This window comes from Mucilaginibacter sp. SG564, from assembly GCF_013149275.1.
Taxonomy (GTDB): domain Bacteria; phylum Bacteroidota; class Bacteroidia; order Sphingobacteriales; family Sphingobacteriaceae; genus Mucilaginibacter.
Map to the genome: position 1 here is coordinate 481,280 of NZ_JABGNA010000002.1, position 25,866 is coordinate 507,145.

Genomic DNA, 25,866 nt, shown 5'->3' on the forward strand with positions numbered 1-25,866 from the left:
ACAGATCATAAAAAAATAAAAATCGCTTATATCGCCTAAAAACTATGTTAAATAAAAAACGGGTTAATTTTTCCTATTTTCCATCCTATTTTTTGGCCATTTTATTTCTTTTTGGCTGCGCAGCCCAACAACCACCGCAGGGAGGACCTCGCGACCTTACTCCACCAAAATTAGTGAAGGCAATACCTGCCAACAAAACCCGAAATTTTACGGCTAAAGAAATTAGCCTCGAATTCGATGAGTTTATTAAACTCACCAACCAGTACCAGGAAATAAGCATGAGCCCTACGATGGATAAACAACCGGAGTACACTGCTAGCAAAAGGATACTAAAAATAAAATTGAAGGATACCCTTCAAAAAAATACTACTTACGTTATCAATTTTGGAAAAGCTATCCAGGATGTTAATGAAAGCAACGTGCTTAAAAACTTTACCTACGTTTTTTCAACCGGCCCACATATTGACTCTTTGAGTATTTCCGGAACCGTTACCAATACCTTAACCCAGGAAAAAGAAAAAGATGTAACCGTGATGATCTTCACGTTAAAACAGGACTCCCTCCTTTTCGGGAAAAAGAAACCGAGCATCTTTGCCACAACAGATTCTTCAGGGAACTTTAGCTTAAACAATCTTCGTGAAGACACCTATCGCATCTATGCTTTAAAAGAAGCATCGCCTAATAAGATATTTGATAACGATCAGGAGCTAATAGCTTTTTTAAAAAAACCTATCCACCTCAGATCCGATACTTCAAATGTTCAATTAAATCTGTTTAAGCAAAATCCCGAAAAATTCAGATTCTCCGAAAAACGTTTTGATACCGACGGAAAAATGCTTTTTGTTTTTAATAAAGCACTAACTAATCCTTCTATAAAAGTTATTTATCCTGCAGACATCGACAAACAAAAACAAGTAGATTTTAGTAAAACAAAAGATACTGCTTCAGTTTATCTGCGCAATATGAATTTCGACTCCATCAGAGTAGCTGTTTTTGATAATGGCAAACCAATTGATTCTACTTCGCTTTTAAAAGGCAAAAAGGAAAGCTTTCAGCGATCGTTAACCTTTCAATATAACATTAATGGTAACAACCTGCTTAAGCCTGGTAACGACTTAAAACTAACGGCCAGTCTGCCTATAGAAAACTTTGATAATTCACTCATCACGCTAAATGAAGACTCTGTGGCAGTTGCTACCAGTGATCTTACTTTGCAAAAAGATACAGGGAACTTCAAAAAGCTCACAGTAAAATACCGCTGGCGACAAGGCAGTAAATATGAAATCATTTTTAACGAAGGCGCTTTTACATCTATTTATGGAGATAAGAATAAAAGAATATCAAAGAAATTCCAGATAGATAAAACAGATAACTATAGCACGCTCACCCTAAAAGTTACACTCCCTGCCGACACTTCAAAAGCTTATGTTGTTGAACTGTTGAATGATCAGAAAAAAGTTTTACAAAGTGACCCTATTACGCGTAATGGCTCTATAGTTTATAAAAACATTATCACCGGTAAATACCTGTTCAGAGTTATTTATGATGAAAATCACAACGGAAGATGGGACAGCGGCAACGTGCATCTAAAAAAACAACCCGAACAAACCTGGGTAAGTGATAAAGTAATATCCTTAAGACCAAACTGGGAAGCTGAAGAAGCTATAACGGTACCTAAGGAGCCTATTATTCCTTAAACCAACCGGAATACATAATATAATTATTGGGGAGCTGCTTTAGCATCGCCCTTTGTTCATCTGTAAGGGGTTTTATCTTTTTTGCTGGTATCCCGGCATAAAGATATCCTGATTCGCATATAGTATTTTCTAATACTACTGCACCTGCAGCTATGATCACAAATTCATTTACAACGGCATGATCCATCACAATGGCACCCATACCCACCAGGGTATGATCATGCAGTGTACACCCATGTACAAGGGCGTTATGGCCTATGGAAACATTGCTCCCAATGTTGGTAGCAGCTTTTAAGTAAGTGGCGTGTATAACTACACCATCCTGTATATTGGTATTATCCCCTATTTTAATGTAATGCACATCACCGCGAATCACCGCGTTAAACCAAACCGAACAGTTTTTGCCCATTACCACATCACCCACAATAGTAGCATTTGGCGCTATAAAACAATCCTCACCCCAAGCAGGGCTTTTATCTTTAACGGGCAATATAACAGGCATACAATTAATTATTGAATTAATGATTTATTGAAGTATTGATTTGATGTACTTTTTATTTATGTTTGAATACAAATTTAAGCGGAAATAGCTCAGCTGGTAGAGCATCAGTTTCCCAAACTGAAGGCCGCGGGTTCGAATCCCGTTTTCCGCTCAAATTCATACTTATCTAAAGCAACTGCTCGTCACCGAACTCATCTTCAAAAGACTTTAGTATATCAAATGTCTTTATACAATCAGGTATATGGCGTTCCAAACTTTCTGTTTGTGAAGGGTACTCGTCTATAAAGTTCAAATTATCATAGACATTTAATTCATATTGCTCCATTACAGAAATAAATCTCTCTACTTCCATACCCCAACATTGTAAGTATTTAGGCTTTTTAACAAATATCTCATCCAATGAATTTTCCCTATGAGATATAACACCATATTCTAAAAATCCATCCTGACATAACTCTACTTCAAACCCATCTAAAAAATTTATCAAAGCAAACTTATCTACATACATCCCATACTTGGGGCTATTATCAATATGATGATAGATCAAAGCAACTTCATCCGGCATTTGTATAACAAGGGTCTTAAATAATGCCCACAATTTGTCATTATCTACATTTATCTCAGCATAAAAATTATATACATCCTCATTAGAAGATAATCTTGTGAGTACATACCCCTCAACTATATTAGCAGTTTCTCTTTCTTTGATTCGTTTTGCTACATCACTATCAGGTGAATAATAAGAAAGTTCTGGTGTGCTAATAGTAGGAGCCAATTTTAAAGGTTTCATATTTTAAAAAACCGTATCTTCTACTTTTTCTGCATGCACAGGATAATCCGTAGTATAATGTAATCCCCTACTCTCTTTTCTTAGCATTGCCGATTTTACTACAATAAACGATACTTGTATTAAATTACGCAACTCGCAAAGCTTTACCGATAGCTTTGTTTTCTTATAAAAAGATTCAGTTTCTTCATATAATAAACCTAAACGACGTAAAGCTCTTTCCAGCCTGAAATCAGAACGGACGATACCTACATAGTCATTCATCAGTTTCTGCATTTCGCGTACATTATGTGTTACCAGGATATCCTCATTTGATAACTGTACCCCCTTTTCATCCCAATCGGGGATATTATCGGGTATAACAAAAGCTTCAAATTTACTTACCGCGTCTTCATATATACGGTGTGCGAAAACCAAAGCTTCTAATAAGGAATTGGAAGCCAACCGGTTAGCTCCATGCAATCCTGTTGATGAACACTCACCACAAGCATATAAACGTAGTATAGATGACTGCCCCACATGGTTAACCATAATACCACCACACATATAATGACATGCCGGCGCTACCGGTATCATATCCTTGGTCATATCAATACCTATCTCCAGACATTTGGCGTATATATTAGGGAAATGATTCAAAATATCCTTTTTACTGCGATGCCTGATATCGAGGTAAACAAAATCCTCACCCGATTTTTTGATCTCCGCATCAATAGCACGTGCTGTAATATCTCGCGGAGCTAATGATTTACGCTCATCATACTCCTGCATAAACTCTTCGCCATTGGTACGCCTTAACACACCACCAAAACCGCGTACTGCTTCTGATATCAGAAAGGAAGGATACTCGCCCGGATTATATAAAGCCGTAGGATGAAATTGTATAAACTCCATATTCCTTACTTTTCCTTTGGCCCTGTAAACCATCGCCACACCATCACCGGTAGCAATGGTTGGATTAGTGGTTACCGCATAAATATGACCGGCACCACCCGAAGCCATCACCGTCACTTTGGATAAGATCTTCTCCACAATATTACTTTCGGTGTTGAAAGCATAAATACCATAGCAGGTAATATCGGTACTGGATTTGCCAACCAGCTCGCCCAAATGATGTTGTGTGATCAAATCAACCGCGAAATAATGTGTTAATATCTCGATATTGGGGTTCTTATGAATCTCTTCCAAAAGAGAACGTTCTATCTCCCAACCAGTTACATCTTTATAATGCAACACCCTAAATTCGGAATGTCCACCCTCTTTGGCCAGGTCATAAAAGCCTTCGTTTGTCTTGTCGAAATTCGTTCCGTAATCAATAATTTCATTGATGCGGGCCGGACCTTCTTTAACAACGGCTTCCACAACTTCCTTGTCGCAAAGACCATCACCCGATATTAAGGTGTCTTCTATATGTTTTTCAAAAGAATCTTCTTTTTTATCCACAACCACCGCAACGCCGCCCTGGGCATACTTAGTGTTTGATTCATCTTCGTTTGATTTTGTAACTATCAGAACCTTACCATGCTTTGCAGCTTTCAGCGCAAAACTCAATCCGGCAATACCGGAACCCACAACCAGAAAATCAACAGTTTTGGTCATATTTATGTGTAAATTGTGTAAAAGTATAATTAGTGTTAACAACAGGTATAAAACCTGTTAATTTCATGTAAACAAATAGCTAATAAATAATCAACTCGTGGATAACTCCCATTTTTGATGCTAATATGAATAATTTTTGAGCGACTTTTGAGGTACTAAAGTCATATAGCTAACATTTTCCCCACTCACAAAATATTAACATAAAACTTTTTTACATAAAATTTGATTGTCATACGAATCACAAAATCAATCAAATATAATATCAAAAGATGTGGAAAACTGTTAGTAAAATGTGAAAACTAATTAATGAAACAAAATATATCACGACTTTTGCACAATACTAACACACCAATAAACAATAGTTTTATTTATATAAAAAATTAGTTGTTATTAATTGAAATGTTGAAATGGATATCTTCGAAGAATTAAATGTGAAAGGATTTGTGGACGAATACATCGACCCCACCTTGGATCTTTTTGATGAGATTGAAAAACTTAAAAAGGAAAAAAATGCAGTTATTTTGGCTCATTATTACCAGGAACCCGATATCCAGGATATTGCGGATTATATTGGAGACAGTTTGGGGCTATCACAACAAGCCGCGAAAACTGACGCCGATATCATCGTTTTCGCCGGGGTACACTTCATGGCCGAAACCGCCAAAATACTTTCACCAAACAAAAAAGTTTTATTACCCGACTTAAAGGCAGGTTGTTCATTAGCAGATAGTTGCCCACCCCATTTATTTAAAAAGTTTAAGGAAAACTATCCGGATCACCTGGTGATCACTTATGTAAACTGTACTGCTGAACTGAAAGCTTTAAGTGATATTGTTTGTACATCAAGTAACGCGGTAGCCATTGTAGAGAGTTTGCCAAAAGATCAAAAGATCATATTTGGGCCGGATAAAAACCTGGGTGCTTATGTGGCTAAAAAAACAGGACGCGACCTGGTATTGTGGAATGGAGCCTGTATGGTTCATGAAATTTTCTCGAGGGAAAAGATAACCAAACTCAAGGAAAGATACCCCAATGCAAAATTACTGGCACATCCTGAATGCGAGGAAGTTATATTGCAAATGGCCGATTATATAGGCTCAACAACCGGGATATTAAAATATGCAGGCAGCCATCCGGATAAAGAATTTATAGTAGCAACCGAAGCAGGGATATTACACCAGATGCAAAAAGAAAACCCAGATAAAACATTTATTCCGGCGCCGCCAAATAATAATTGTGCTTGTAACGATTGTCCGCATATGAAAAGGAACACATTGGAGAAATTATACCTGTGTTTAAAAAACGGATCACCGGAAATTACCGTGCCTGAGCATATCATTGAACGCGCTGTAAAACCAATTGAACGGATGCTGGAAATATCGGCACAATTGGGCTTATAAAAAGGAATTAGTTTTGTTAAGAGGCTAAAAATCCAAAAAATTTTTTCCCGACTTTGGCGGATATAATGGGTTTGTGCTGCTGCCGGGCGGATTTGTCTGATAGCCTAAAATCGGTCAAAAATTTCCCGCCTTCGGCGGTAGGAGGCATAAAGGAAAGAACCTGTAAAGTACAATGTGTATTGAGCTTAAAATCTCAAAAAATTTTTCCGCCTTCGGCGAAAGACATCATGTGGGTTTTGCGACGGCTCGAAAATTTTTGAGCTGTATGTGCTAATTACCAACACTAAGAAATTTACAGGTGGTCGAATTTTAGTATTTTTGCAGATTATCATATTTAAGAAAAAATGTTTGAAAACCAGGACAGGACGAATTTAGAAGACTTAGGAGAATTTGGCCTGATAGGTCATCTGACAAAAAACATCAAACTAACTCAGCAAAGCACGGTGAAAGGTGTCGGTGACGATGCTGCTGTATTGGACTTTACGGGTAAAAAGGTTTTGGTCAGCACCGATATGTTACTGGAAGGAATCCACTTTGATCTGGCTTATACTCCTCTAAAACACTTAGGCTACAAGGCTATACAGGTAAACCTGAGCGATATTTACGCCATGAATGGTACCGCTTCGCAGGTTACGGTATCCATCGGCATGTCGAGTAAGTTCCCGTTGGAAGCCATTGAAGAACTCTATGAAGGTATTTATATCGCCTGTGAAAAATATAATGTCGACTTGGTTGGCGGTGATACCACCTCGTCAAAACAGGGTTTGGTGATCAGTGTAACGTCTATCGGTTATGCGGAGGAAGCAGATGTTACTTATCGTAATACCGCAGGTGAAGGCGACCTGATCTGTGTATCGGGCGATTTAGGTGGCGCATATGTTGGTTTACAGCTGTTGGAACGCGAAAAACTGATCTACCTGGAAAATCCGCAGGTTCAGCCCGATCTGGAAGGCAAGGATTATATCGTGGAGCGTCAGCTAAAACCCGAAGCCCGTCGCGATATTGTGGAACTGTTGAAAAGCATTGATGTAAAACCAACAGCCATGATTGATGTATCTGATGGCCTCGCATCCGAGATATTACACATTTGTAAACAAAGCGACAAAGGCTGTAACCTGTACGAAGACAAGATCCCGCTTGACCCGATGACCTATGAAACCGCCCGTGAATTTAACCTCGACCCTACAGTATGCGCACTAAGCGGTGGCGAAGACTATGAACTGCTTTTTACCGTAAAACAAGCCGATTACGACAAGATTAAGTTCAAGATGGATATCACCATCATCGGACATATCACCGAAGCTTCAGCGGGCTGTAACCTCATTACCAAAACAGGTAATGTACATGCCCTGAAAGCACAGGGATGGAATGCCTTTAAAAAAGATTGATAAGGCATGTTCAATAGTATCTTCAAAAAACTCAACGGACAGGATCCGGATAACGATAAGCCAAAGCAGGTAGCCACCGCGGTGATGTTGTTGTATATCGGGTTTATCCTGTCCATGATCACCGATTGGCTCGATGGCATCGGCATCATTCCCTTTCTTGTTGTTTTTATTGTGATCAGTGCAGTGATCACTGCTATATCGGCAGGTAAAAAATGGGCCCGGATACTGATGATTTTGTTTGTGCTTTTTAACCTGCTCTCCTTCGGTTTTACTTTGGCCCAGTTACTAAGTCAGGGTGTAAAAGAAAAATTAACTGTCCTGGTTATCGTGCTATACGCCATCGAGATTATTATTGAACTGTTAGCCTTGCGGCTGTTATTCTCTAAAGCGGCTAATGTTTGGTTTAATGAGCAAAGGGAAGATGTGACTACTTAGGCGCTTTTTCTCTCGTTTTGTCATGCTGAACGAAAGTGAAGCATCTATCTATTCTGTGGGCATAGTTCATTAATAGATTCTTCGTTCCTCAGGATGACAAATAAGTTATAGCTTTTATCGGCTACTCCCCTATAAACTTCTGATCGATCTGTTTATCAGCCTTTGCACCTAACTTTTTAATCTTCTCCGCAGTAGTTGTTAAATTTCCGCGGCCTTCCGATAGCTTGTTCAGAGCCGTATTATAGGCGCTTTGGGTCTGGTTGATGTTACGGCCTATGCTATCCATATCGCCCAGGAACCCCACAAATTTATCATACATATCACCACTCAGACGGGCAATTTCCAATACGTTTCGGTTTTGGCGTTCCTGTTTCCACATACTGGCAATGGTACGCAGCGTAGCCAGTAATGTTGACGGGCTCACGATCACCACTTTTTTGTCCCAGGCATAATTGAACAGCTCGCCATCCAACTGCACGGCTATACTGAAAGATGACTCTATGGGAACAAAAAGAAGTACAAAATCGGGCGAGTTGATCTTGTACAGATCGTGATATTTTTTGGAGGATAAACCACCGATATGGTTACGGATGGATTCGATGTGTGCCTTGGCAAAAAGTTTCCGGTCTTCCTCTGTATCGGCGTTAACCAGGCGTTCATAAGCGATCAGCGACACTTTGGAGTCGATCACCAGGTGCTTGTCATCAGGCAGGTCAATAATTACGTCGGGCTGGTAACGGGTCCCATCTGTAGTTTGCATAGCGGCTTGTACACGGTATTCCTGATCGCGTACCAGGCCCGATCGTTCCAGCACCCGCTCCAGGATCACTTCGCCCCAGTTGCCTTGCTTTTTGTTGTCGCCTTTGAGCGCTTTGGTCAGGTTCTGCGCTTCATCGCTGATCTGCTTGTTCAGGTCCATCAGCTGGGTGATTACGCCTTTCAGTGTATTGCGTTCTGCCGCTTCCATATTATAAACCTTTTCTACCTTATCCTCAAAAGCTTTCAGGTTTTCCTTGAGCGGGTTGAGGATCGTATCCAGGTTGGCACGGTTTACGTCCACAAACTCCTTCGATTTTTCTTTCAGCAGCTTTTCGGCCACATTTTCAAACTCACGTTGGAATTGTGTACGGATCTGTTCTACCTCTATCTTTTGTTCCTGTAGTTTTTCCTGCTGCGACTGATGGTAAGCTTTGGTGTTTTCTAATTCCTTGTTGGCCTGGGCCAATTGGCTGCGCTCAAATAACAATTCATCAAGCAGCCGGGTTTTTTCGTCCTTCAATAACTGGATGATATTTTCCTTTTCTATAGATATGACATTGCCTTTTTCTTCGGCCCTGGCCAGGTTAATTTTAAGCAGATCCTGCTCGGTGCGGAGCCGGTTCAACTCTTCTGCCGATATCAGTTCAATCGTTTTAGGCTTCTTCAAAAACAAAAAAACAGCAAGGAAAAGTATCGCCAGGGAAACAACTAATAAAATATCATTACTCATATTGATAAAAATATTAGTAAAAATATGATAATAATTTTAGCATTTCAAAATAAAATATACTTAACCTGGTATTTCGGAGTACTCGATAATGGCTTTTTATTTGGTTTTAAGCTGATTGATCAAATCGGGTTTTAGTAATTCCAGATAGGGATCGCCGCTTAATCCAAGTAACCTGGCAAAGGCGGGTTCGGTTTTGTAACCCTGCTTTTTGAGCTCAACTACCTCTTGCCTGAACGATTCGCCGTGATGCTCCAACAGCAGATACTCTACAATCATATGCCGGTAGGCGTTTTGTTGCCGGGTGGGAATATATTGACCAAAAACCTCTACAGGCCAACCATCAACGGAAAAATTAGCGACGATGGTTTCCTGTTGATTTATAATGGTATCTAATAGGCTGAAATTTTCAAAACCTGAAAAGGCTAAGATTACTGCATTTTTGAAATCGGCTTTATCGTTAAAACAACAAATGATATCCAGGTCGCTGTTTTCTATATCGATATTAATAGGAATAGTACCGGCCAAAACAGGGTCGAATGGTTGCAGAATGCCAAACACATCGTATTCCAAAAGTAGGTTATAGGCGGCCTGTTGGCGGGTGTTGCCAGCGCTTAAGTAGGTTAAATTATGGAATTGTTCTACAGGCACGTGCATACGATGGGCTATTTCGAAATGGTATACCATGGGATGCTCAGCAAGCCCTTTTTCAAATGAACATTTACCGTTGATCCGATGGTGTCCTGAAAATATTCGAATTGGGAAACATCAATACTTTCTATATCCCTTTGCGGCCCCCATGGACCTATTACCAGGTGATAATGTGTGCCTTTGCTATGGGTGATGTTGTGATTAATAACAGACGCGTGGAATTCCTTGTCAGAAGATTTGTCAAATGAGCAATTGATCAGTCTGAAAGTACAAAAACCATATGCCAGGCTTGTTGCCAAAAACAAAAATATGGAAGCGAGCCCCATCGCAGTAGCGGCCTTTTCCGAATTAGCAAATTTTAAGGCGAGGAAAAAAACAACACAAATAATTAAAAAAGCAGGTAAGGTATGGCCCGATGGCAACAGGTAATAGTTATCCATAGATTTAATAAACATGGCCACGATGGCTGCAAAAGCTCCGAAACAGATGCTGTAATAAGGGCTTTGTTTATTAATGTAAAAATAGATAAGTCCCTTGCCGGTGAATAATATGAAAATGCTTATGATCGGATACATAATAAGCAAGCCCTCGTAAAAGGCATCATGACCAACTAAAAAATTTATAAGGAAAAGGACAACCCCCAATATATTATAGGTAAAAGAAATGATTTTTGCTTTTTTAAGTGCAGCTTTCCGGTCCTCCTCAGTATAACCCAAAGATTGATCTGTCAGAATTTTTTGAAGGTCGGCTTTATAATCTGCAGCGACCAAATCCTGGTAATTTTCCCTGAGCCACAGTAATAACTCCCGATAATCGGCAAGTTCCGAATAGCTGCGTACGGTCATTTTTGAAGTAGCCGACTCTATGTAAAACACTTTGCTCTCTATCCTGAAACCTTTGATATCGGTAAGGGCAATGCTTTTGGTTTTGAATAAGCCGGTTTGTACAAAGCTGTCTGGGTAGATAGAGATATTGCTTTTTAATTTATCCGCCACCAATATAATGCCGCCGATAATGAAAAACAGAGGAAAAAGATATATGGCTGCGCTGCCAGGAGTTGGCGTGGTGAGTAAAAAAGCGCCAAGGCCGATCATGCCAAGCGCAATAACTCCATAAAATATTTTGTACCCGGTTGATACCGGAAATTCCTGATTCATGGTAATGCGATAATTAGGTAGAACAAGATAGTAAAATAAGCGGAGTACTTACTTTGATTTCTCTACCCTTAAACCCACATCGCTGACCTCATGCAGGGGATTGTCGCGCATGTTTTGTTCTATCTCAAAGTGATAATTGCCTTTGGCCGGAAACTTTACGCCTGTTTTAAATGGTACCTGGTAGCTGTACAAATTGCCCGATCCTTTACCAAACCATTCACCATCGCGACCGGCAAGCTTTACTTCGTAGCGGGTAACTTTTACCCGCTTATCTGGCGATGTTTCGTAGATAAGCACAAACAGGTTGGAGTACTTATAATTGTCGGTAACCCGTAAATTCAGGTATAGGTTATAGGCCACGGCATCGTCGTCAATTTTGCAATCAAATTTAACCCTGTTTACATAGCTCCAGTTATGATCGGCAAGGGGAGTATTATTATCCACAACCAAGTTGGCATCAGAACAGCCGGCTAATATGGCGATCAGCAAAATACCTGTTACTACGCAAAAGGAATTCAGAACCCGTTTCATTATGCTTTATTGTCCGGAGGTGGATTATTATTGTTTTTATTTGGACGATTTGGTCGGCGTCTGTGGTTCCGGTTGCGGTTTTCCTGCGCGGGTTTGTCGCCTCCCTGGGCCTGTGGCTGTTGTTGTGGTGGTCTGTTGTTTCCTTGCTGTTGTGGTTTATTAGCCGGTCTGTTAGGTTGTTGTTGTTCCGGTTTGTCTGTCGATGGCGCAGCACCTTGCGGGCGTGGTTGATTACCGCCACGATTCTCCGGAGCAGAGTTCCCGTCTTTACGGTCTTTATTATTGCGGTTCCGGTTATTATTTTTCTTTTTATTGTTGTTGCGGCGTTCGTCCAAACGGGTTAAACTATCCTGGCCAACCACATTTTCATAATCAAGCACTTTTGCTGATTGGGTTTCTACCTCCACCAGTTCGCCCAGATCGGCAGGGATAATACCTTCTTTATTTTGCTGCTGAATTTCTTTTACCTTGCTGATAGGCAATGGTACCCATGATTCTTCGCGGGGATAGCTAAACCACATGATCTTTTTAAATATATCCGTTTTTTGCAAACGGGCATCACCTTTTTCGGTACGCAATACGTTCACATTATCGGGGATATATTTCAGTGCATCCATATAGGTGTCCAGCTCATAGTTGAGGCAGCATTTCAACTTACCGCATTGGCCTGCCAGCTTTAAGGTGTTTAGCGAAAGATTCTGATAACGTGCCGCCGAAGTAGATACGGTTTTAAAATCGGTAAGCCAAGTGGAGCAGCATAACTCGCGACCACATGAACCAATGCCGCCTAAGCGACTTGCTTCCTGACGCATACCTATCTGCCGCATCTCGATACGGATCCGGAACGTTTCGGCCATTTTTTTGATCAGTTCCCTGAAATCAACGCGGCCTTCGGCTGTATAATAAAAAGTGGCTTTGGTTTTATCGCCCTGGTAATCCACATCGCTCAGTTTCATACTCAGGTTAAGGTCAAGGGCCAGCTTGCGCGATTTGTGCATGGTTTCCCATTCCATATCCTTGGCCGCTTTCCACTTATCAACATCGGCTACGGTAGCTTTGCGGTATATCTTTTTCACCACATCAGCTTCCTTTACATGGCGTTTAACCATTTGCATGCGCACCAGTTCGCCGGTTAACGATACATGGCCAATATCATAACCGCCGGTAGTTGCTTCTACAGCCACCAATTCGCCGGCTTCCAGGTAAATATTGTCGTTATTTACAAAAAACTCTTTTCGTGAGCCTTTAAATTTTACTTCAATAACCGGGAACGGTTTATAGTTTGTTGGCATGTCCATGTGGGCAAGCCAATCGTAAACATCTAATTTGCTGCAACCATTAGTAAGGCATGAACCATTACTTTTGCAGCCCGCAGGCGAACATCCGCCACCTGTTGAACAACTTCCACAACCCATAATTAATTTGGTATATATTGACTCCCCTGAGGGATGGTTTTTAAATTTAATATTTTAATAATCTGTAAAGATACATCTAAAAATAAAATTTTAGGGTTCGCATTTCGCTCTACATGATAATGTGCTTTTTCGAGCTCATCGCTTATATATTGGCTCTTTTCGATGCTCAGCACATTGGTCATTTTTTGCGCTGTTTCCAGCTCTTTTGCGGGCAGGTGCACCAGATTACCGGCTCCGGCCATCAGCAGGCAGCACTCGCGTATAAAGCTAATGCCGTAGCGTATAAAGTTTTTCTGGTTTTCGCGGCCCATTTTGGCAAACTGATCAACAAAGCTTAAAACTTCCAGTCCCTTATTGCTAAAGCAAAGGCGCAGCCATTGTACAAAAAGGTCGTGATAGCCTTTATTGTCCTGCTGTAGCATGGCCAGGGCCTCGGTCAGGTTGCCATTGCTTAAGTAGGCGATTTCGGCGGCGGCATCCTCGGTTTGGTTATGTTGGGTAAGGAGGTGTTGTTTTATTTCGTCGTACGTTAGGCTGGGTATTTTAACCAGCTGCGTGCGCGACAAGATAGTGTTCAGGATCTGATCCTGATTTTGCGCTACCAATATAAACAGTGTGTTGGGCTGCGGCTCCTCAATAATTTTTAGCAAGGCATTGCCTTCTTTGTCCAGGTATTCGGGCAGCCAGAGGATCAGGATCTTATAAACTGATTCAAAAGGTTTAAAGCTGAGTTTTTTAATGATCTGGTGGCACTCGGCAATATTGATATTGGCCTGCTTGTTTTCGGCATCCAGATATCCGCGCCAGTCATCAAGGCTCAGGTAGGGATTTACCGTGAAAGCTTCGCGCCACTGCTCAATGAAGGTAAGGGCAGTATCATCCTTATGTTTTGCAAAAAAGGGATAGGAGAAATGCAGATCGGGATGCATCAGCTTTTGATATTTACGGCATGATGCGCATTCGCCGCAGGAATCATCCGCCTGCTTGTTTTCGCACGATAAAAACTGCGCGTAAGCAACTGCCAATGCCAGGCTGCCAGACCCTTCGGGACCCAAAAATAACTGCGCGTGGCTTACCCGGTTCTCGGCTACCGTGTTCACCAATCTTTGCTTTACAGCCTCCTGTCCAACTATATCTTTAAACTGCATTTGGTGCAAAATAAGAATTAGATGTGAGATATGAGATATGAGATATAAGATTGCCTTGCTTTTTTGTAATTAATGGGCTGTTAATAAGCTATTTAATTGATTGTTGCGATAGCAATAGTTTAAAAAGAATATCCTATACCTTTGCATAATGAAAATATCACATCTCATATCTCATATCTTACATCTATTATGAGGGTAATGGCTTTTGATTATGGTACCAAACGTATAGGCATCGCGGTAACCGATCCCCTGCAGATTATTGCTACAGGACTGGATACCATACATCCGCAGTACATCGTAGATTACCTGAAAAACTACCTGCAAACTGAGCAGGTAGAGCGCTTTATAGTGGGCGAACCCAAGCAAATGGATAACACACCCTCCCAATCGGCTGTGCATGTAAAAGGCTTTGTAACCCTGCTTAAAAAGAACTTTCCGGATGTTCCCATCGAAATGCTGGATGAGCGGTTTACCTCCAAAATGGCATCGGCCACTATCGCCCAAAGCGGCATGAACAAGAAAAACCGGCAAAATAAGGAATTGGTTGATACGATATCGGCAGTGATATTGCTGCAAAGCTACATGGACCGTAGATTATTTTGAACCATGATTTACATGATTAGGGGATTTCTTGATTCTCTGCATAATATCTGAAGCATGATTAATAGGATTTATTGATTAGCACGATTGAGAAAAAAATCCTATTAATCCTTCAATCAAGCGAATCAAGGTTCAGAAACATTACAATAGCTTATTATTATGCACACGTTTAAATTGTAAGCTTTTTGACCCAAAGTTTATCAATAACCCTATTTCCATTTTGTAGGCCTCTAAATAATTCATGGCTTGGGCCAGATGTACTTCTTCTAAAGCGATAATGGCTTTTAGTTCTACCATAATTGAGCCTTCTATAAAAAAGTCAACCCTTCGTGTGCCTATTTCAATGCCGTCATAATAGATGATCATATCCAATTCTCTGGAGTAAGCTAAGCCTGCTTTCGATAGTTCTATGGCTAATGCCCGCTGATAAATGACTTCTTGAAAGCCATTCCCTAAGGCATTATGAACTTTCATGGCACACCCAATTATTTTTTCAGTTAATTCTTTATGCTGCAATAAAAAAATGATCAATAAACTAAAATCAAGGTAATCAATAAATCCTATTAATCATGGTTCAAAACACTAATCAAGCAAACCATGGTTCAGAAATTCTATTAAAAACAAAATCCTTATCTTTGCCTCCATGGATATTCTACCACATGGCCTACAGGCATACTTAGATGACCATTGCGATCCCGAGCCGGCAGCGTTGCAAAAGCTCAACCGGGAAACGCATTTAAAGGTGCTCCGTCCGCATATGCTGTCGGGTCATTATCAGGGCCGTTTGCTCAGTTTTTTGAGCAAAATGGTACAGCCTAAATTGATTCTGGAGATAGGCACTTTTACAGGCTACTCTGCCATTTGCCTAGCCGAAGGCCTGGTGGAAGGCGGTATTCTGCATACCATCGAAGTGAACCGCGAGATGGAGGAAATCATCAATTCACACTTTAAATCAACAAATGTTGAAAACAAAATAAAACTGCATTTTGGCCAGGCAGAGGCCATTATAGCTGATTTAGAGGAAGATAATTTCGACCTGGTGTTTATTGATGCGGATAAAAAGAATAATTTTACTTACTTTCAAATGACTTTTGACAAGGTCAGGTCCGGAGGATTAATAATAATTGACAATGTTTTGTGGAAAGGAAAGGTGTACGGTGACGAAAAAGATACCGATACCGAGAACATCCGCAAACTAAATGACCAGATAGCTGTTGACCCCAGGGTTGAAAAATTGATCCTGCCGGTACGCGATGGGCTGTTGGTTATCAGAAAAAAATAAATTATGAAAAAAATCTTACTGATTACATCATTGTTGATCTCAACATTAGCTGCTTCAGCACAGAAAAATACCCCAACTTCTTACATAGAAAAATTCAAAGACGACGCCATCCGCATTATGCACGAAACCGGGATCCCGGCAAGTATCGTTTTAGGCGTGGCCATGCATGAGTCAGCCAGCGGTAACAGCACTCTGGCTCAGCATTTAAACAACCAGTTTGGCGTAAAAGGCGGCGGCGGCGCTGTTTTTTACAAAGGCCATAAAAAAGTACGTACGGCATATAAAAAATATGATTCGGTGATGGATTCTTTCCAGGATTTTGCCCGTATCATGACCGAGCGCAAACAGTTCAGTCACCTGGCAGATGCGCTCACACATTATGATTACCTGGGATGGGCCAAAGGCATACAACGCAGTGGCTATGCCGGCAGCCGCAAATGGGCCTCGCAAGTGTTGGGCATTATCCGCAAGTATGACCTGCATGATCTTGACGAAAAACCACAGGATTCCGTAAAGCAGGTAAGGCCTCAATTAGCAGAAACAAACTAATAAAGAATTGCGAGTCAGGAGTTAAGAGAGTCAGGAATCAAGATGGAAGAAAGGTCCTTCGTCTTGATTCCTGACTCTCTCGATTCTTGTCTCTTTTTAATAGTATGCAAAAACAAATCTATCTCCTACTCGTCGCGGCTGTTTGCCTTGCTTCCTGTTCATCCAAAAAGAAAACCATCTCTAACAGGCAGGTTCGGCAAAACAACAATACCATCAAAAAGCAAAACCAGGACGCTATTGCCAGTTATCAGTCGTACACCTCGCTTTCCTATATCGAACGGTTTAAAGGCATAGCCATACAGGAAATGAACCAGTATGGTATACCGGCAAGTATTACACTGGCGCAAGGTTTATTTGAATCGGGCAGCGGCAATAGCGACCTGGCCAAAATTGCCAACAACCATTTTGGTATTAAATGCACCAGCGAATGGAGAGGGAAAAGTTATTATAAAGACGATGATAGCCACAATGAATGTTTTAGGGTATATGATAACCCCGATGACTCTTATCGCGACCACTCTGCTTTTCTGAAACGTAAAAACTATGCCCGACTGTTTGAACTGGACAAAAATGATTACGAAGGCTGGGCCCGCGGACTAAAACAGTGCGGCTATGCCACCAACCCCAAATACCCCGAGCTGCTCATTAATATTATTGTGCGTTATCATCTTGACCAGTATGATCGCCCTGAAGGAGAAATTGCCAAAATCAAACGCGAAGACCGTGTGCTTACGCAAATCAATAATAATATAGGTAAAGCCGATACCGATACCATTGCTAAAACCAAACCCGACGATAAAATATATACCGTTAAGCAAGGCGATACACTATACAACATATCCAAACGTTTTGGAATAACAGTTGATGAGTTAAAGGCGCTGAACAGTATTGCTGATGACCGCATATCCATTGGCCAAAAATTGGTAGTGGTGAAGTAGCTGCGAGTATCAAGTAGTTAGTATCAAGTATCATGATTCCTTCCTGCAGTATACAGATATCGCTTTCAAAAGTCGTGATACTTGATACTAACTACTTGATACCATCAAAAAGCTGTTAATTGTTGTTAAATAATATGAACAGGCATTGCCAAACGTTTATTTTTGGCGTCACCATGAAAATATGGTTGCTATTGATTTTATGTACCCTATCTGCAACGGTTTTTGCTCAGCAAAAAACAGTTGATGGTATTGTATTTGATAAAGACAGCAAAGGCCGTATTGCCAAAGTAAATGTGCTCAACGCTACAACCGGCAAATCAGTTTATAATACCTTTAAGGGGGAGTTTAATATAGAGGCTAAACCCGGCGATGTGCTTATTTTCACCAAGCCCGATCATTATGCCGATACCCTTCAATTGCAAAACAATGCGTCGCTTGCTGTTTATATGAAACGGTCGGCCATACAACTTAAAGAGGTTTTTGTGCGTGATACGATGCTCAATCCGCAGAAACTGCTGGAATCGACAAAAAGGGACTATACCAAAATTTATGGATCGCTGGATAATCATGACCTGCTTTCTGTCGCGCCAGGCCTGGGTGCGGGCCTGGGTATAGATGCTTTATGGAATGCACTAAGCCGCAGCGGCCGCAATGCCGAAAAGCTGCGTGGCATTATTGAGCGCGATTATAAACAGAATGTGATCGACTTTAGGTTTAACCGTACCTACGTTGGCAACATTACCCATTTGAAAGATCAGCAACTGACCGATTTTATGCAACGTTACCGCCCTGGCTACTACCTGGTGACCACCGCCAGCGACTATGAATTCATTGCCTCTATCAAATCAAACCTCAGGCGCTTTTTGCGCTCGCCCCGGGCGTTTGCTTTACCTCAACTGGTTGCACCTAAGCCGGGGGATCTGGCAAATTGATGTTTGCTATTCCCGCCCCGCCAATATCGTTACATATTAAAATAGTTATTTCGAAAAAGTCTATCCTATTAAGAAAAAATAAGATAATTGCACTTGCCGAATAGCGCCTTGTGCGATATTTTTTTCTTTTTAATATTAAATAATAACATAATATTATCCATTAGTTAACAAGGATAATCCATTTTTGAGTTAAATGTATTTATTTATATTGGAGTAATATTTAACCAATAATAAACAAAATCAATAAGCCTAACCCAATGAGTAACCTTATCACCAGGTATTTACGCTTTGTTTTTATTTCGGTTCCATGCCGGTTAGTTTTTTGTAAAAAAGTTCAACTAATCAAAAACTAATAAATAAAAACCACTAACCATGAAATCAAAATCACTATTGCCGGTATTGCTGGCCCTGATCGCTGTGCTGTTTACTCAATGTAAAAAACAGGAAGACGTTATCGGCGGTACCAACGAAAGCAAAGCCAAACAAAAAGTTAGTTCTGTAATGTGCCAGGATTGTGCCGAGAGTACAACCAAGATCACCGGCTCGCAGGCCCAAACACTGGCCTCTACCTATGCCCCACAGCTTAACTTTGATCAGGCTACGCCAGATTATCCTACCTCTGTTGAAAATGTTTTTGCCAATACCGATCCTGCCAGCATTGTTTGCGGCGGTACACTTTCGCTGGTTAATCGTGATGCGCCCCGCAGCAAGGATTTTCCAACTTACTACGAAGTTCAACAAAACCCCAATAATAGCAGCCGCGTATTTATTGATTACTGGTGGACTTACAAAACACAATCAACCTGCTTCCAGAACCTGGGCGGCCATGATTACGACTGGGAGCATGTTGTGGTACAGGTAAACACCCAAACCAACAAGATACTTACCGTTACTTACTTTCAGCATGCCGGCTGGTATACCCGCGATTGGCGCACTGTTGCCGCCGGAACCCGTGTGCAGGTATGGGTGGGCAAAACCGCCCACGGTAGCTACCACTTTGGCAACTCCATCTCTTTTCCGGGTTATGCCTGCTCTTATTATGGCGATTACCGGAACCCTGCGAGTGCTAATGACCAGGTGCTTACCGGTAACAACCTGGTAGAAATCAGCTGTAATATTACGGCATTGAGCTTTAATGGCAACTGGGGCACAACCGTGGGTAAAGGTCCGTTGTATCGCGGCCGCGCTTACTGGTCGTTCTCAACGTGTGCCGGGCACGATGGTATTACCGGTACCGATGGCTGCAGCCAAAGCAGTTTTGCTGATGGTACACTGATAGGTAGCATTAATTAAGCCTGAATTAAAATAAGAAAAAAATAAACAGTAAAGAGGCTGCTATATAACAGCGGCCTCTTTACTGTTAAAATTATCTATAGGTTAATATATTTTAATAAACACGCGATTTAATTAATAATGCATTATATGCAATATAATAATGAATTATTAATAAAAAAAATACATTTTAATGTGCTAATATTGTGCATAAATAAAAAAAAATATGAAAAAAACACTACTCTTGAATTCTTTACTAACGGGTTTTCTCGGATCGGTATTACTTGTTGCCGGTTGTAAAAAGGACATGGTCAAAACTCCGGGAACAGACACCGGTAACCCGAAATTAAAAACCCAATCTGCCGGCGATAATAAGTATGATCTGCTGGGTTTTGGCTACGATGCAACCGGCGAATATGCCAGTTCAAATTCTGCAACTTACCAGGTGATCGATATTGATAAGCTGGTGCAGAATGAGCCCGGACGTTATGTGCCCGATGTAAATGTTACACAATATGCAGAATATGCGGCAGGTGGAAATGCTTCGGATTATTTGCATAGCTTAACATCAAACACAACTGCTACATTGTCGCCGTTGGGGTTGAGCAGCTTTTGGGGCGCAACACTTACCGTAAACTTTCATGAAACAAGTAAGATCTCATCAAAATACTCGTATGCCAGCGCATCGGTGATCATCAAACAAAAAAGATTAAAATTTAACGCGCCGATTGATCTGATCAAAAGCACGTATTTAACCTCTATATTCAAATCAGACGTGAGCACCATGTCGGCTCAGCAATTGGTGACCAAGTATGGTACCCATGTTTTAACCGATATTGTTTTAGGAGCCAAGCTGAATGTTTTTTATCGCTCACAAAGCTCAAGCTCAAACAGGGGCCTTTCGGTAAAAGCTGGTTTAGATGTTCATGGCCTTTTTCATACGTTTGGCATAAAATCAGATGTAACTTATGCCGATTCATCTGTAAATTCAAACTATGATCAAACCATGTACTACAGCACAGTGGGTGGCGACGGAACAAAAGGTGTATTTGGCCAGCTTAGCCTTGATAATACCGCACCAAAAGTAGATATCACCGCATGGCAAAGCAGCTGTACACGTGATAATGCTGCTTTTATACAAATAAGCAACGTGGCTGGAGCCGCTATTCCACTACAAGACCTGATTGATGATCCGGCAAAAAAACAAGCGGTAGCAGATTATATAGCCCAGTATATAGCAGGCAAGCAAATAACTTTAGCGGATGTATTGGCAACCATTGGATCGAAACAGTTTTATAATGTTTTTCTGAGAATGGATGGCTCAAAATTTGTTTCAAATTCGGCAGGCAGCGGCGTTGTAAATGCGCAATATAGTGCGGGCCCGTATGAAAAAATGTTATTTACCAAACAGCCAGACGGTACTTACGTCATCGAATCGAATTACTTCCCCGGGTTGTTTTTAAGAATGGACGGCAGCAGTGTTCCCAATAATCCAGCTAACGGCGCCGGTATTGTAAACCTGAATAACCCGGTTGGTCCTTGGGAAAGGTTTAATATTACCAAACAAAGCGATGGCACTTATACCATACAATCAGCCGCTTTTGCAAATACTTACCTGCGGATAGATGGTAGCGGCCTTAACTCTTTTAATGGTAATGGTGGCGGTCGTGTAAACTGCCAGAAGCCAACACCTGGGCCTTGGGAAAAATTTGTAATAAAACCAGATCTGTACTAATCAGAAAATAAGAAAAGAAAAAAGGCCCTGGTTTTGATCAGGGCCTTTTCTTTTTTAACAATAGATTTTTATATCGTGTTGTGTGTGATCAAAAATTAGGATCAAAGTTAAAATAGATGGGGTTTGATAAGCCCACCATGTTACCGCTCAGGGCGATGGAGTCCGGAACCTGAGGATATGGGGTTGACGGACCTTGTACTTCTATACGATAGTAGCTGCGGCCCTGCGCTTGCGGGGTATCTGTAAACTCCACAGAGGCTATCTTCCCGCTTACCTGGTATGTGCCAAACTTATCGCCATTTTTTATCACGTTTACGGTATAGGTGGAGTCGGATACGGTTTTGCCGGTTAACTTAACCTGGAACTTTGCGGGTTTGCCCGTGGCTTTGGTGTTATCGCCCATCATCATATCCATTTTACCGTCCTGATCAATATCCGCATAAAATTCAACACGCGGGGCGTATGGGTTTGAGCTTATACATACCCGGCCATTGGTAAGCGCGTCTATCACAGCCTGCGAGGTTCGCGCCGTAGCAAATACCCAGGTGGTGGGTGTGCCTACATAATTGGCTTTGGCCTGATAGGTGTTTTTGGATGGTTGCTCGGTTCCTTCTGGTGTGCCGTGGTGAGCGTCGCTGCCTCCCCTGCCGGTTAGTTTACGGCCGGAGGAAAGCATATCGTCCCAGATCATGATGGCTTTGGCGTTTTTTGACCAGATAGCCGAGTTCCAAACCTCAATGGAGTTCACCATATCATAGGAATATCCGAAATGATCCTTCCCGCTTGGATGATTGGCCGACAAATGGATGCCCAGCTCTTTTTTTACGGCGCCAACTACAACATCACGCTGATCGCGTACGTCATACAGCCGTTGATGATCATAGGGTTTGGCCGAAAACGCGTTGCCATGCCCGCGAACGGTGGTCCACTCGGCGCCATACAACAGTAGTATCGAGTCCGACTTAAATTCCGGATCGGCCCAGGTATTGTGTGCTACATCGCCGTTCACATGGTTGTCATGATCGGTGATACAGATATAATCGATACCAACCGCTTTTGAAAAAGAGAGGATCTTGGCGATGGAATTGTTGAATGACTCCTTGCTGTGGCGGGAGTGTACATGCAGTTCGCCTTTGAGCCATACGCCTTTACTCAGGCTGGCAATGGGAGGCAGTACCTCTGGTGTAACGGGTGCCCAGGGATTGCTATGAGCCGATGGCGACTGACTTTGCGCATAGCTACCGGAGTAGGCCAGGAAGATGGCCAATGCAGTACCGGCAATACCCTTGAATAACGGGTTGCCGGGAAGAGATTTTTGTAAAAAGGAGTTCATTTGCTTTATATATAACCATGTACGGGGTATCTGGCAGCCAAACTACTCTATGGATATTAGCAAATTGTTAAAGGCCGGAAAATGTAGTATAAATGTGACAAAGCAGAAAATCTCTGTAGCAAGGATTTTTAAGGAAATACTGAATGATCGTTTACATAGAAACGGAGTATCAAAATACACCTAAATTGTAAATGTTTAATACAATATAAATAAATCCTGTAAACAGAATAACCGTACTGCAATACACCAGCAGATCGGACAATTGGAACCTTTTTGAATATGGCGGCTGCGGCTGCCTGGAGATGGATAAGTGTTTAACAGGTGCTTTTTTAAAGGTTACATCTGCCGGTTGCAGGTAAAGCATATCATGCCAGGTTTCATATAGCTGGGCAAAATACTGCTCATTCTCGGGATGGGCATTTATCCATTCCTTAATTTGCGTAATCTCCGCGGCGTTGACGGCATGGGTAATATACCTCACTAATAAGTATGTAATTTCATTGTTATCCATACTCAAATTATCATTGAGGAAAATCCGTTTTAGTTATTCCTTATACTTTTCACAGGATTTGATATAGCCGCCCTGATGGCCTGAATGCTTACTGTTAAGAAGGCAATACCCAGCGCAACCACAGCCGCCAGGCCAAATACCCACCACGTAATTTCAATACGATACGCAAAATTTTGCAGCCAGTTATGCATGGCCCACCAGGCAATGGGGGTGCCTATAATAATGGCTATCATGATGAGCTTTAAAAAGCTGCCGGTTAACAGGCCAACGATATTACTAACAGAAGCACCCAATACCTTGCGTATGCCTATCTCTTTGGTGCGCTGCACAGTAATTAATGATATTAAGCCCAGCATGCCTAAACAGCTGATAACAATAGCTATGATAGAGCTGGTTTTGATGAGTTTGTTGATCATTTCATCTTTACGATAAAAATCGGCGAGTTGCTCATCCAGAAAATGATATTCAAATACGTTTTGTGGAAATGCTACCTGCCACTTTTGTTGAATGGCGTTAATGGTTTGGCTTTGATGCTGTCCTGAAATTTTTACCGCGGCATACTCATACAAAGCCGATTTGGATGCAATTACGGCAGGATCAATTTTGTCATGTAAAGAATGGATATGAAAGTCTTTAACAACGCCTACAATGATCCCGTTTTTGTCGCTGAAATCACCGTCTGTTAATTGGCGCCCAATAATCTGTTCGGGGTTTTTGATCCCTAATTTTAGCAATAGCTGCTCATTAACCAGATATGCGGTAGCATTGGTGTCTGTAGCGGTTATATTGCGGCCAGCCAACAGCTGTAAGCCAAAGGTTTTGGTATAGTTTTCATCACCAATTACACTTCTAACAGCGAATTTCTCCCATGGTTTATTATCAAAACGGATGGTGCCTCCTTTATCCGATGTTGAAGAAGGTGGACGGTAGCAAAAGCTCACGTTTTTAACATCGGGATTGGCGCTAAGCTCGTTGTGCAGAAACGATAGCTTTGCAGCGTCGTTATTTGGAACCGGGAGCATAATAACAGCATCTTTGTTAAACCCGAGATTGGCGTTTTTAAGAAATTTTACCTGCAGGGTTATAATTAAAGTACAAACAATAAGCACCTGGGCTACTACATTTTGAGCAACAATTAACACCCCGCGCGATAATTTTGACGTAGGGTTAATGTTACTGATGATGTTTTTTAGAGCGTTTACCGGTTTAAACCGGCTGAGTATGACGGCCGGATAAAAACCGGCTATAAATACTACCAAAACGATCAACACACCCAAAAATAAGATAAGGTTTTTGTTGATAGCCAAAGGCAGTTGAAGCCAGCTATTGAGCTGAGGTAAAAACAAAGCGGTCATTAAAACGGCTATAGCTGCGGCAGCCAGCGTTACATAAGCTGTTTCGGTTATAAATTGCCAGAAAATACCTTTCTGGGTGCTTCCTAAAACCTTGCGGGTACCAATTTCTTTGGCCCGGGTAAGGCTTTGGGCAGTAGCCATATTGATAAAATTAACACAGGCTATCAAGATCAATGCAAGCCCGATAGTGGCCAGTATCAATAGCAGTGGTTTGGCAATGGTTCCGCTGTAGCGGTTGTCAAAGTGAATATCGACCAGGGGTTGTAAATGAAAATGATAAACGCCGCCGTATGCCTCCAGCGGTTTTTTAGTGATCTCTGGTATGCGCTGATCAACCGCTTTTAATGATTGATCATCATGTAATAATACGTATACATGGTTTTTAGAAGAAATAAAGCCAATATCGGTCCAAAAGTCTTTCATATCCGGATACATCGGTTTAACCGATGCAAGCGACAGGAACATTTTTGATTGTACATCGGTGTTTTTGGGATTATCCTCCAAAACACCAGTGATCGTTACGTTATATTTATTATCCAGCCTGATGGTTTTGCCGGTAGCATCTGTGGTATTAAAGTATTTTTTAGCCAGGTCGGCAGTAATAACAGCGGTATAAGGCTCTGTTAAGGGGGTATTTTGGTTGCCCGATATCCAGTTATAGCTAAATAGTTTGAACCAGTTATTATCAGTAAAGGCTACGGTTTCTGTTTCGTTAAAAAGATTTTGTTTGGTTGTGCCGGATTGAGTTGCAGCCACGGTAAAAGTGCGTTTTTCAAGCAATACCGTTTGATTTTCAACCGCTGGTATCCCCTGTTTTAGTATTTGTCCTAAAACGTAAGGCGTGCCCTGGTCATATTCAATGCTGCCATCGGGTAAATGCAGCTCGGTCACTGCACGGTATACGCGTTTGGCATTGGCGTGGTAGGTATCAAAACTTAAATGATATGAGATAAATAAAAACAGCACAATAGTACAGCTTATTCCCAGGGCCAGGCCAAATATATTGATGAGTGAATAAAACGGACGCTTGTAAAAATTTCGCCATGCTATTTTTAAGTAACTACGGATCATATTATACTAATTATTAAAAACCAGCAGCATATTTAATACCAAAAATATAAAATGCTATCAGTCAGATGATTAATGGCCGTTTATGCTAATGT

Annotated in this window: 24 protein-coding genes and 1 tRNA gene; 12 read left to right on the plus strand and 13 right to left on the minus strand. The window is 41.4% G+C overall.

The window, feature by feature from the left end; translation table 11 throughout:
* The first annotated feature begins 44 nt into the window (after positions 1 to 44).
* Positions 45 to 1,697, plus strand: coding sequence for an Ig-like domain-containing domain (locus tag FHW89_RS06650; protein ID WP_172334234.1), 1,653 nt, complete (start codon positions 45 to 47; stop codon positions 1,695 to 1,697).
* On the opposite strand, the gene FHW89_RS06655 is transcribed toward FHW89_RS06650, so the two are convergent.
* Positions 1,687 to 2,199, minus strand: a complete 513-nt coding sequence (locus FHW89_RS06655) for a gamma carbonic anhydrase family protein (protein WP_172334235.1) — start codon at positions 2,197 to 2,199, stop codon at positions 1,687 to 1,689. The genes FHW89_RS06650 and FHW89_RS06655 overlap by 11 nt on opposite strands.
* 78 nt (positions 2,200 to 2,277) lie before the next feature.
* Between FHW89_RS06655 and FHW89_RS06660 the strand changes: the two genes are divergently transcribed.
* Positions 2,278 to 2,350 (plus strand) — tRNA-Gly (locus FHW89_RS06660).
* A gap of 15 nt (positions 2,351 to 2,365) precedes the next feature.
* Here FHW89_RS06660 and FHW89_RS06665 read toward each other — a convergent pair.
* A complete protein-coding gene (locus tag FHW89_RS06665; protein ID WP_172334236.1) occupies positions 2,366 to 2,989 on the minus strand; it encodes a hypothetical protein in 624 nt (207 codons plus the stop codon).
* A 3-nt stretch (positions 2,990 to 2,992) separates the two neighbouring features.
* A complete protein-coding gene (gene nadB, locus FHW89_RS06670; RefSeq protein WP_172334237.1) occupies positions 2,993 to 4,585 on the minus strand; it encodes an L-aspartate oxidase in 1,593 nt (530 codons plus the stop codon).
* Positions 4,586 to 4,992: 407 nt separating this feature from the next.
* On the opposite strand from nadB, the gene nadA reads away from it, so the two are divergent.
* The 3 genes from nadA to FHW89_RS06685 all read left to right on the plus strand — a co-directional run bounded on the left by nadA (position 4,993) and on the right by FHW89_RS06685 (position 7,808).
* Positions 4,993 to 5,985 carry a quinolinate synthase NadA gene (nadA, locus tag FHW89_RS06675; RefSeq protein WP_172334238.1) on the plus strand — a complete coding sequence of 331 codons (993 nt, stop codon included), beginning with the start codon at positions 4,993 to 4,995 and terminating at the stop codon, positions 5,983 to 5,985.
* A 344-nt stretch (positions 5,986 to 6,329) separates the two neighbouring features.
* Positions 6,330 to 7,373 carry a thiamine-phosphate kinase gene (gene thiL, locus FHW89_RS06680; RefSeq protein WP_172334239.1) on the plus strand — a complete coding sequence of 348 codons (1,044 nt, stop codon included), beginning with the start codon at positions 6,330 to 6,332 and terminating at the stop codon, positions 7,371 to 7,373.
* 6 nt (positions 7,374 to 7,379) lie between these two features.
* Positions 7,380 to 7,808 carry a hypothetical protein gene (locus FHW89_RS06685; RefSeq protein ID WP_172334240.1) on the plus strand — a complete coding sequence of 143 codons (429 nt, stop codon included), beginning with the start codon at positions 7,380 to 7,382 and terminating at the stop codon, positions 7,806 to 7,808.
* Positions 7,809 to 7,929: 121 nt separating this feature from the next.
* Here FHW89_RS06685 and rmuC read toward each other — a convergent pair whose 3' ends face one another.
* From rmuC to FHW89_RS06715, 6 genes are all read right to left on the minus strand, one after another.
* A complete protein-coding gene (rmuC, locus tag FHW89_RS06690; RefSeq protein ID WP_172334241.1) occupies positions 7,930 to 9,297 on the minus strand; it encodes a DNA recombination protein RmuC in 1,368 nt (455 codons plus the stop codon).
* Positions 9,298 to 9,393: 96 nt separating this feature from the next.
* Positions 9,394 to 9,981: a DUF4269 domain-containing protein gene (locus FHW89_RS06695; RefSeq protein WP_253952183.1), complete on the minus strand. Its 588-nt coding sequence runs from the start codon at positions 9,979 to 9,981 to the stop codon at positions 9,394 to 9,396.
* Entirely contained in the window at positions 9,960 to 11,102 is a 1,143-nt protein-coding gene (locus FHW89_RS06700; protein ID WP_172334242.1) for a hypothetical protein, read from the minus strand. The genes FHW89_RS06695 and FHW89_RS06700 overlap by 22 nt, the downstream gene beginning before the upstream one ends.
* Before the next feature lie 48 nt (positions 11,103 to 11,150).
* On the minus strand, positions 11,151 to 11,633 hold the full coding sequence (locus FHW89_RS06705) for a gliding motility lipoprotein GldH (RefSeq protein WP_172334243.1): 483 nt from the start codon (positions 11,631 to 11,633) through the stop codon (positions 11,151 to 11,153).
* Positions 11,633 to 13,048, minus strand: a complete 1,416-nt coding sequence (locus FHW89_RS06710) for a regulatory iron-sulfur-containing complex subunit RicT (protein WP_172334244.1) — start codon at positions 13,046 to 13,048, stop codon at positions 11,633 to 11,635. Before FHW89_RS06710 ends, FHW89_RS06705 begins: the two co-directional genes overlap by 1 nt.
* 2 nt (positions 13,049 to 13,050) lie before the next feature.
* Positions 13,051 to 14,196 carry a hypothetical protein gene (locus tag FHW89_RS06715; RefSeq protein ID WP_172334245.1) on the minus strand — a complete coding sequence of 382 codons (1,146 nt, stop codon included), beginning with the start codon at positions 14,194 to 14,196 and terminating at the stop codon, positions 13,051 to 13,053.
* Positions 14,197 to 14,385: 189 nt separating this feature from the next.
* On the opposite strand from FHW89_RS06715, the gene ruvX reads away from it, so the two are divergent.
* Complete coding sequence (gene ruvX, locus FHW89_RS06720; protein WP_172334246.1) at positions 14,386 to 14,799, plus strand: Holliday junction resolvase RuvX; 414 nt, start codon at positions 14,386 to 14,388, stop codon at positions 14,797 to 14,799.
* Between the two features lie 138 nt (positions 14,800 to 14,937).
* Here the strand turns inward: ruvX and FHW89_RS06725 are convergent, their stop codons facing one another.
* On the minus strand, positions 14,938 to 15,327 hold the full coding sequence (locus tag FHW89_RS06725; RefSeq protein WP_256367763.1) for a GxxExxY protein: 390 nt from the start codon (positions 15,325 to 15,327) through the stop codon (positions 14,938 to 14,940).
* A gap of 112 nt (positions 15,328 to 15,439) precedes the next feature.
* Between FHW89_RS06725 and FHW89_RS06730 the strand changes: the two genes are divergently transcribed.
* The 6 genes from FHW89_RS06730 to FHW89_RS06755 all read left to right on the plus strand — a co-directional run bounded on the left by FHW89_RS06730 (position 15,440) and on the right by FHW89_RS06755 (position 21,504).
* Complete coding sequence (locus FHW89_RS06730) at positions 15,440 to 16,078, plus strand: O-methyltransferase (RefSeq protein ID WP_172334248.1); 639 nt, start codon at positions 15,440 to 15,442, stop codon at positions 16,076 to 16,078.
* A gap of 3 nt (positions 16,079 to 16,081) precedes the next feature.
* Complete coding sequence (locus tag FHW89_RS06735) at positions 16,082 to 16,627, plus strand: glycoside hydrolase family 73 protein (RefSeq protein ID WP_172334249.1); 546 nt, start codon at positions 16,082 to 16,084, stop codon at positions 16,625 to 16,627.
* 104 nt (positions 16,628 to 16,731) lie between these two features.
* A complete protein-coding gene (locus tag FHW89_RS06740) occupies positions 16,732 to 17,565 on the plus strand; it encodes a glucosaminidase domain-containing protein (protein WP_172334250.1) in 834 nt (277 codons plus the stop codon).
* A gap of 134 nt (positions 17,566 to 17,699) precedes the next feature.
* Positions 17,700 to 18,497 carry a hypothetical protein gene (locus FHW89_RS06745; RefSeq protein ID WP_172334251.1) on the plus strand — a complete coding sequence of 266 codons (798 nt, stop codon included), beginning with the start codon at positions 17,700 to 17,702 and terminating at the stop codon, positions 18,495 to 18,497.
* A 372-nt stretch (positions 18,498 to 18,869) separates the two neighbouring features.
* Complete coding sequence (locus FHW89_RS06750) at positions 18,870 to 19,790, plus strand: NPP1 family protein (protein ID WP_172334252.1); 921 nt, start codon at positions 18,870 to 18,872, stop codon at positions 19,788 to 19,790.
* 205 nt (positions 19,791 to 19,995) lie between these two features.
* The gene (locus FHW89_RS06755; protein WP_172334253.1) at positions 19,996 to 21,504 is read left to right on the plus strand and encodes an MAC/perforin domain-containing protein; all 1,509 of its coding nucleotides are present in this window, start codon (positions 19,996 to 19,998) and stop codon (positions 21,502 to 21,504) included.
* Between the two features lie 88 nt (positions 21,505 to 21,592).
* Here FHW89_RS06755 and FHW89_RS06760 read toward each other — a convergent pair whose 3' ends face one another.
* The 3 genes from FHW89_RS06760 to FHW89_RS06770 all read right to left on the minus strand — a co-directional run bounded on the left by FHW89_RS06760 (position 21,593) and on the right by FHW89_RS06770 (position 25,774).
* Entirely contained in the window at positions 21,593 to 22,837 is a 1,245-nt protein-coding gene (locus FHW89_RS06760; protein ID WP_172334254.1) for a CehA/McbA family metallohydrolase, read from the minus strand.
* Positions 22,838 to 23,006: 169 nt separating this feature from the next.
* The gene (locus tag FHW89_RS06765) at positions 23,007 to 23,348 is read right to left on the minus strand and encodes a hypothetical protein (protein ID WP_172334255.1); all 342 of its coding nucleotides are present in this window, start codon (positions 23,346 to 23,348) and stop codon (positions 23,007 to 23,009) included.
* 29 nt (positions 23,349 to 23,377) lie between these two features.
* Positions 23,378 to 25,774, minus strand: a complete 2,397-nt coding sequence (locus tag FHW89_RS06770) for an ABC transporter permease (protein WP_172334256.1) — start codon at positions 25,772 to 25,774, stop codon at positions 23,378 to 23,380.
* Positions 25,775 to 25,866: the final 92 nt, after the last annotated feature.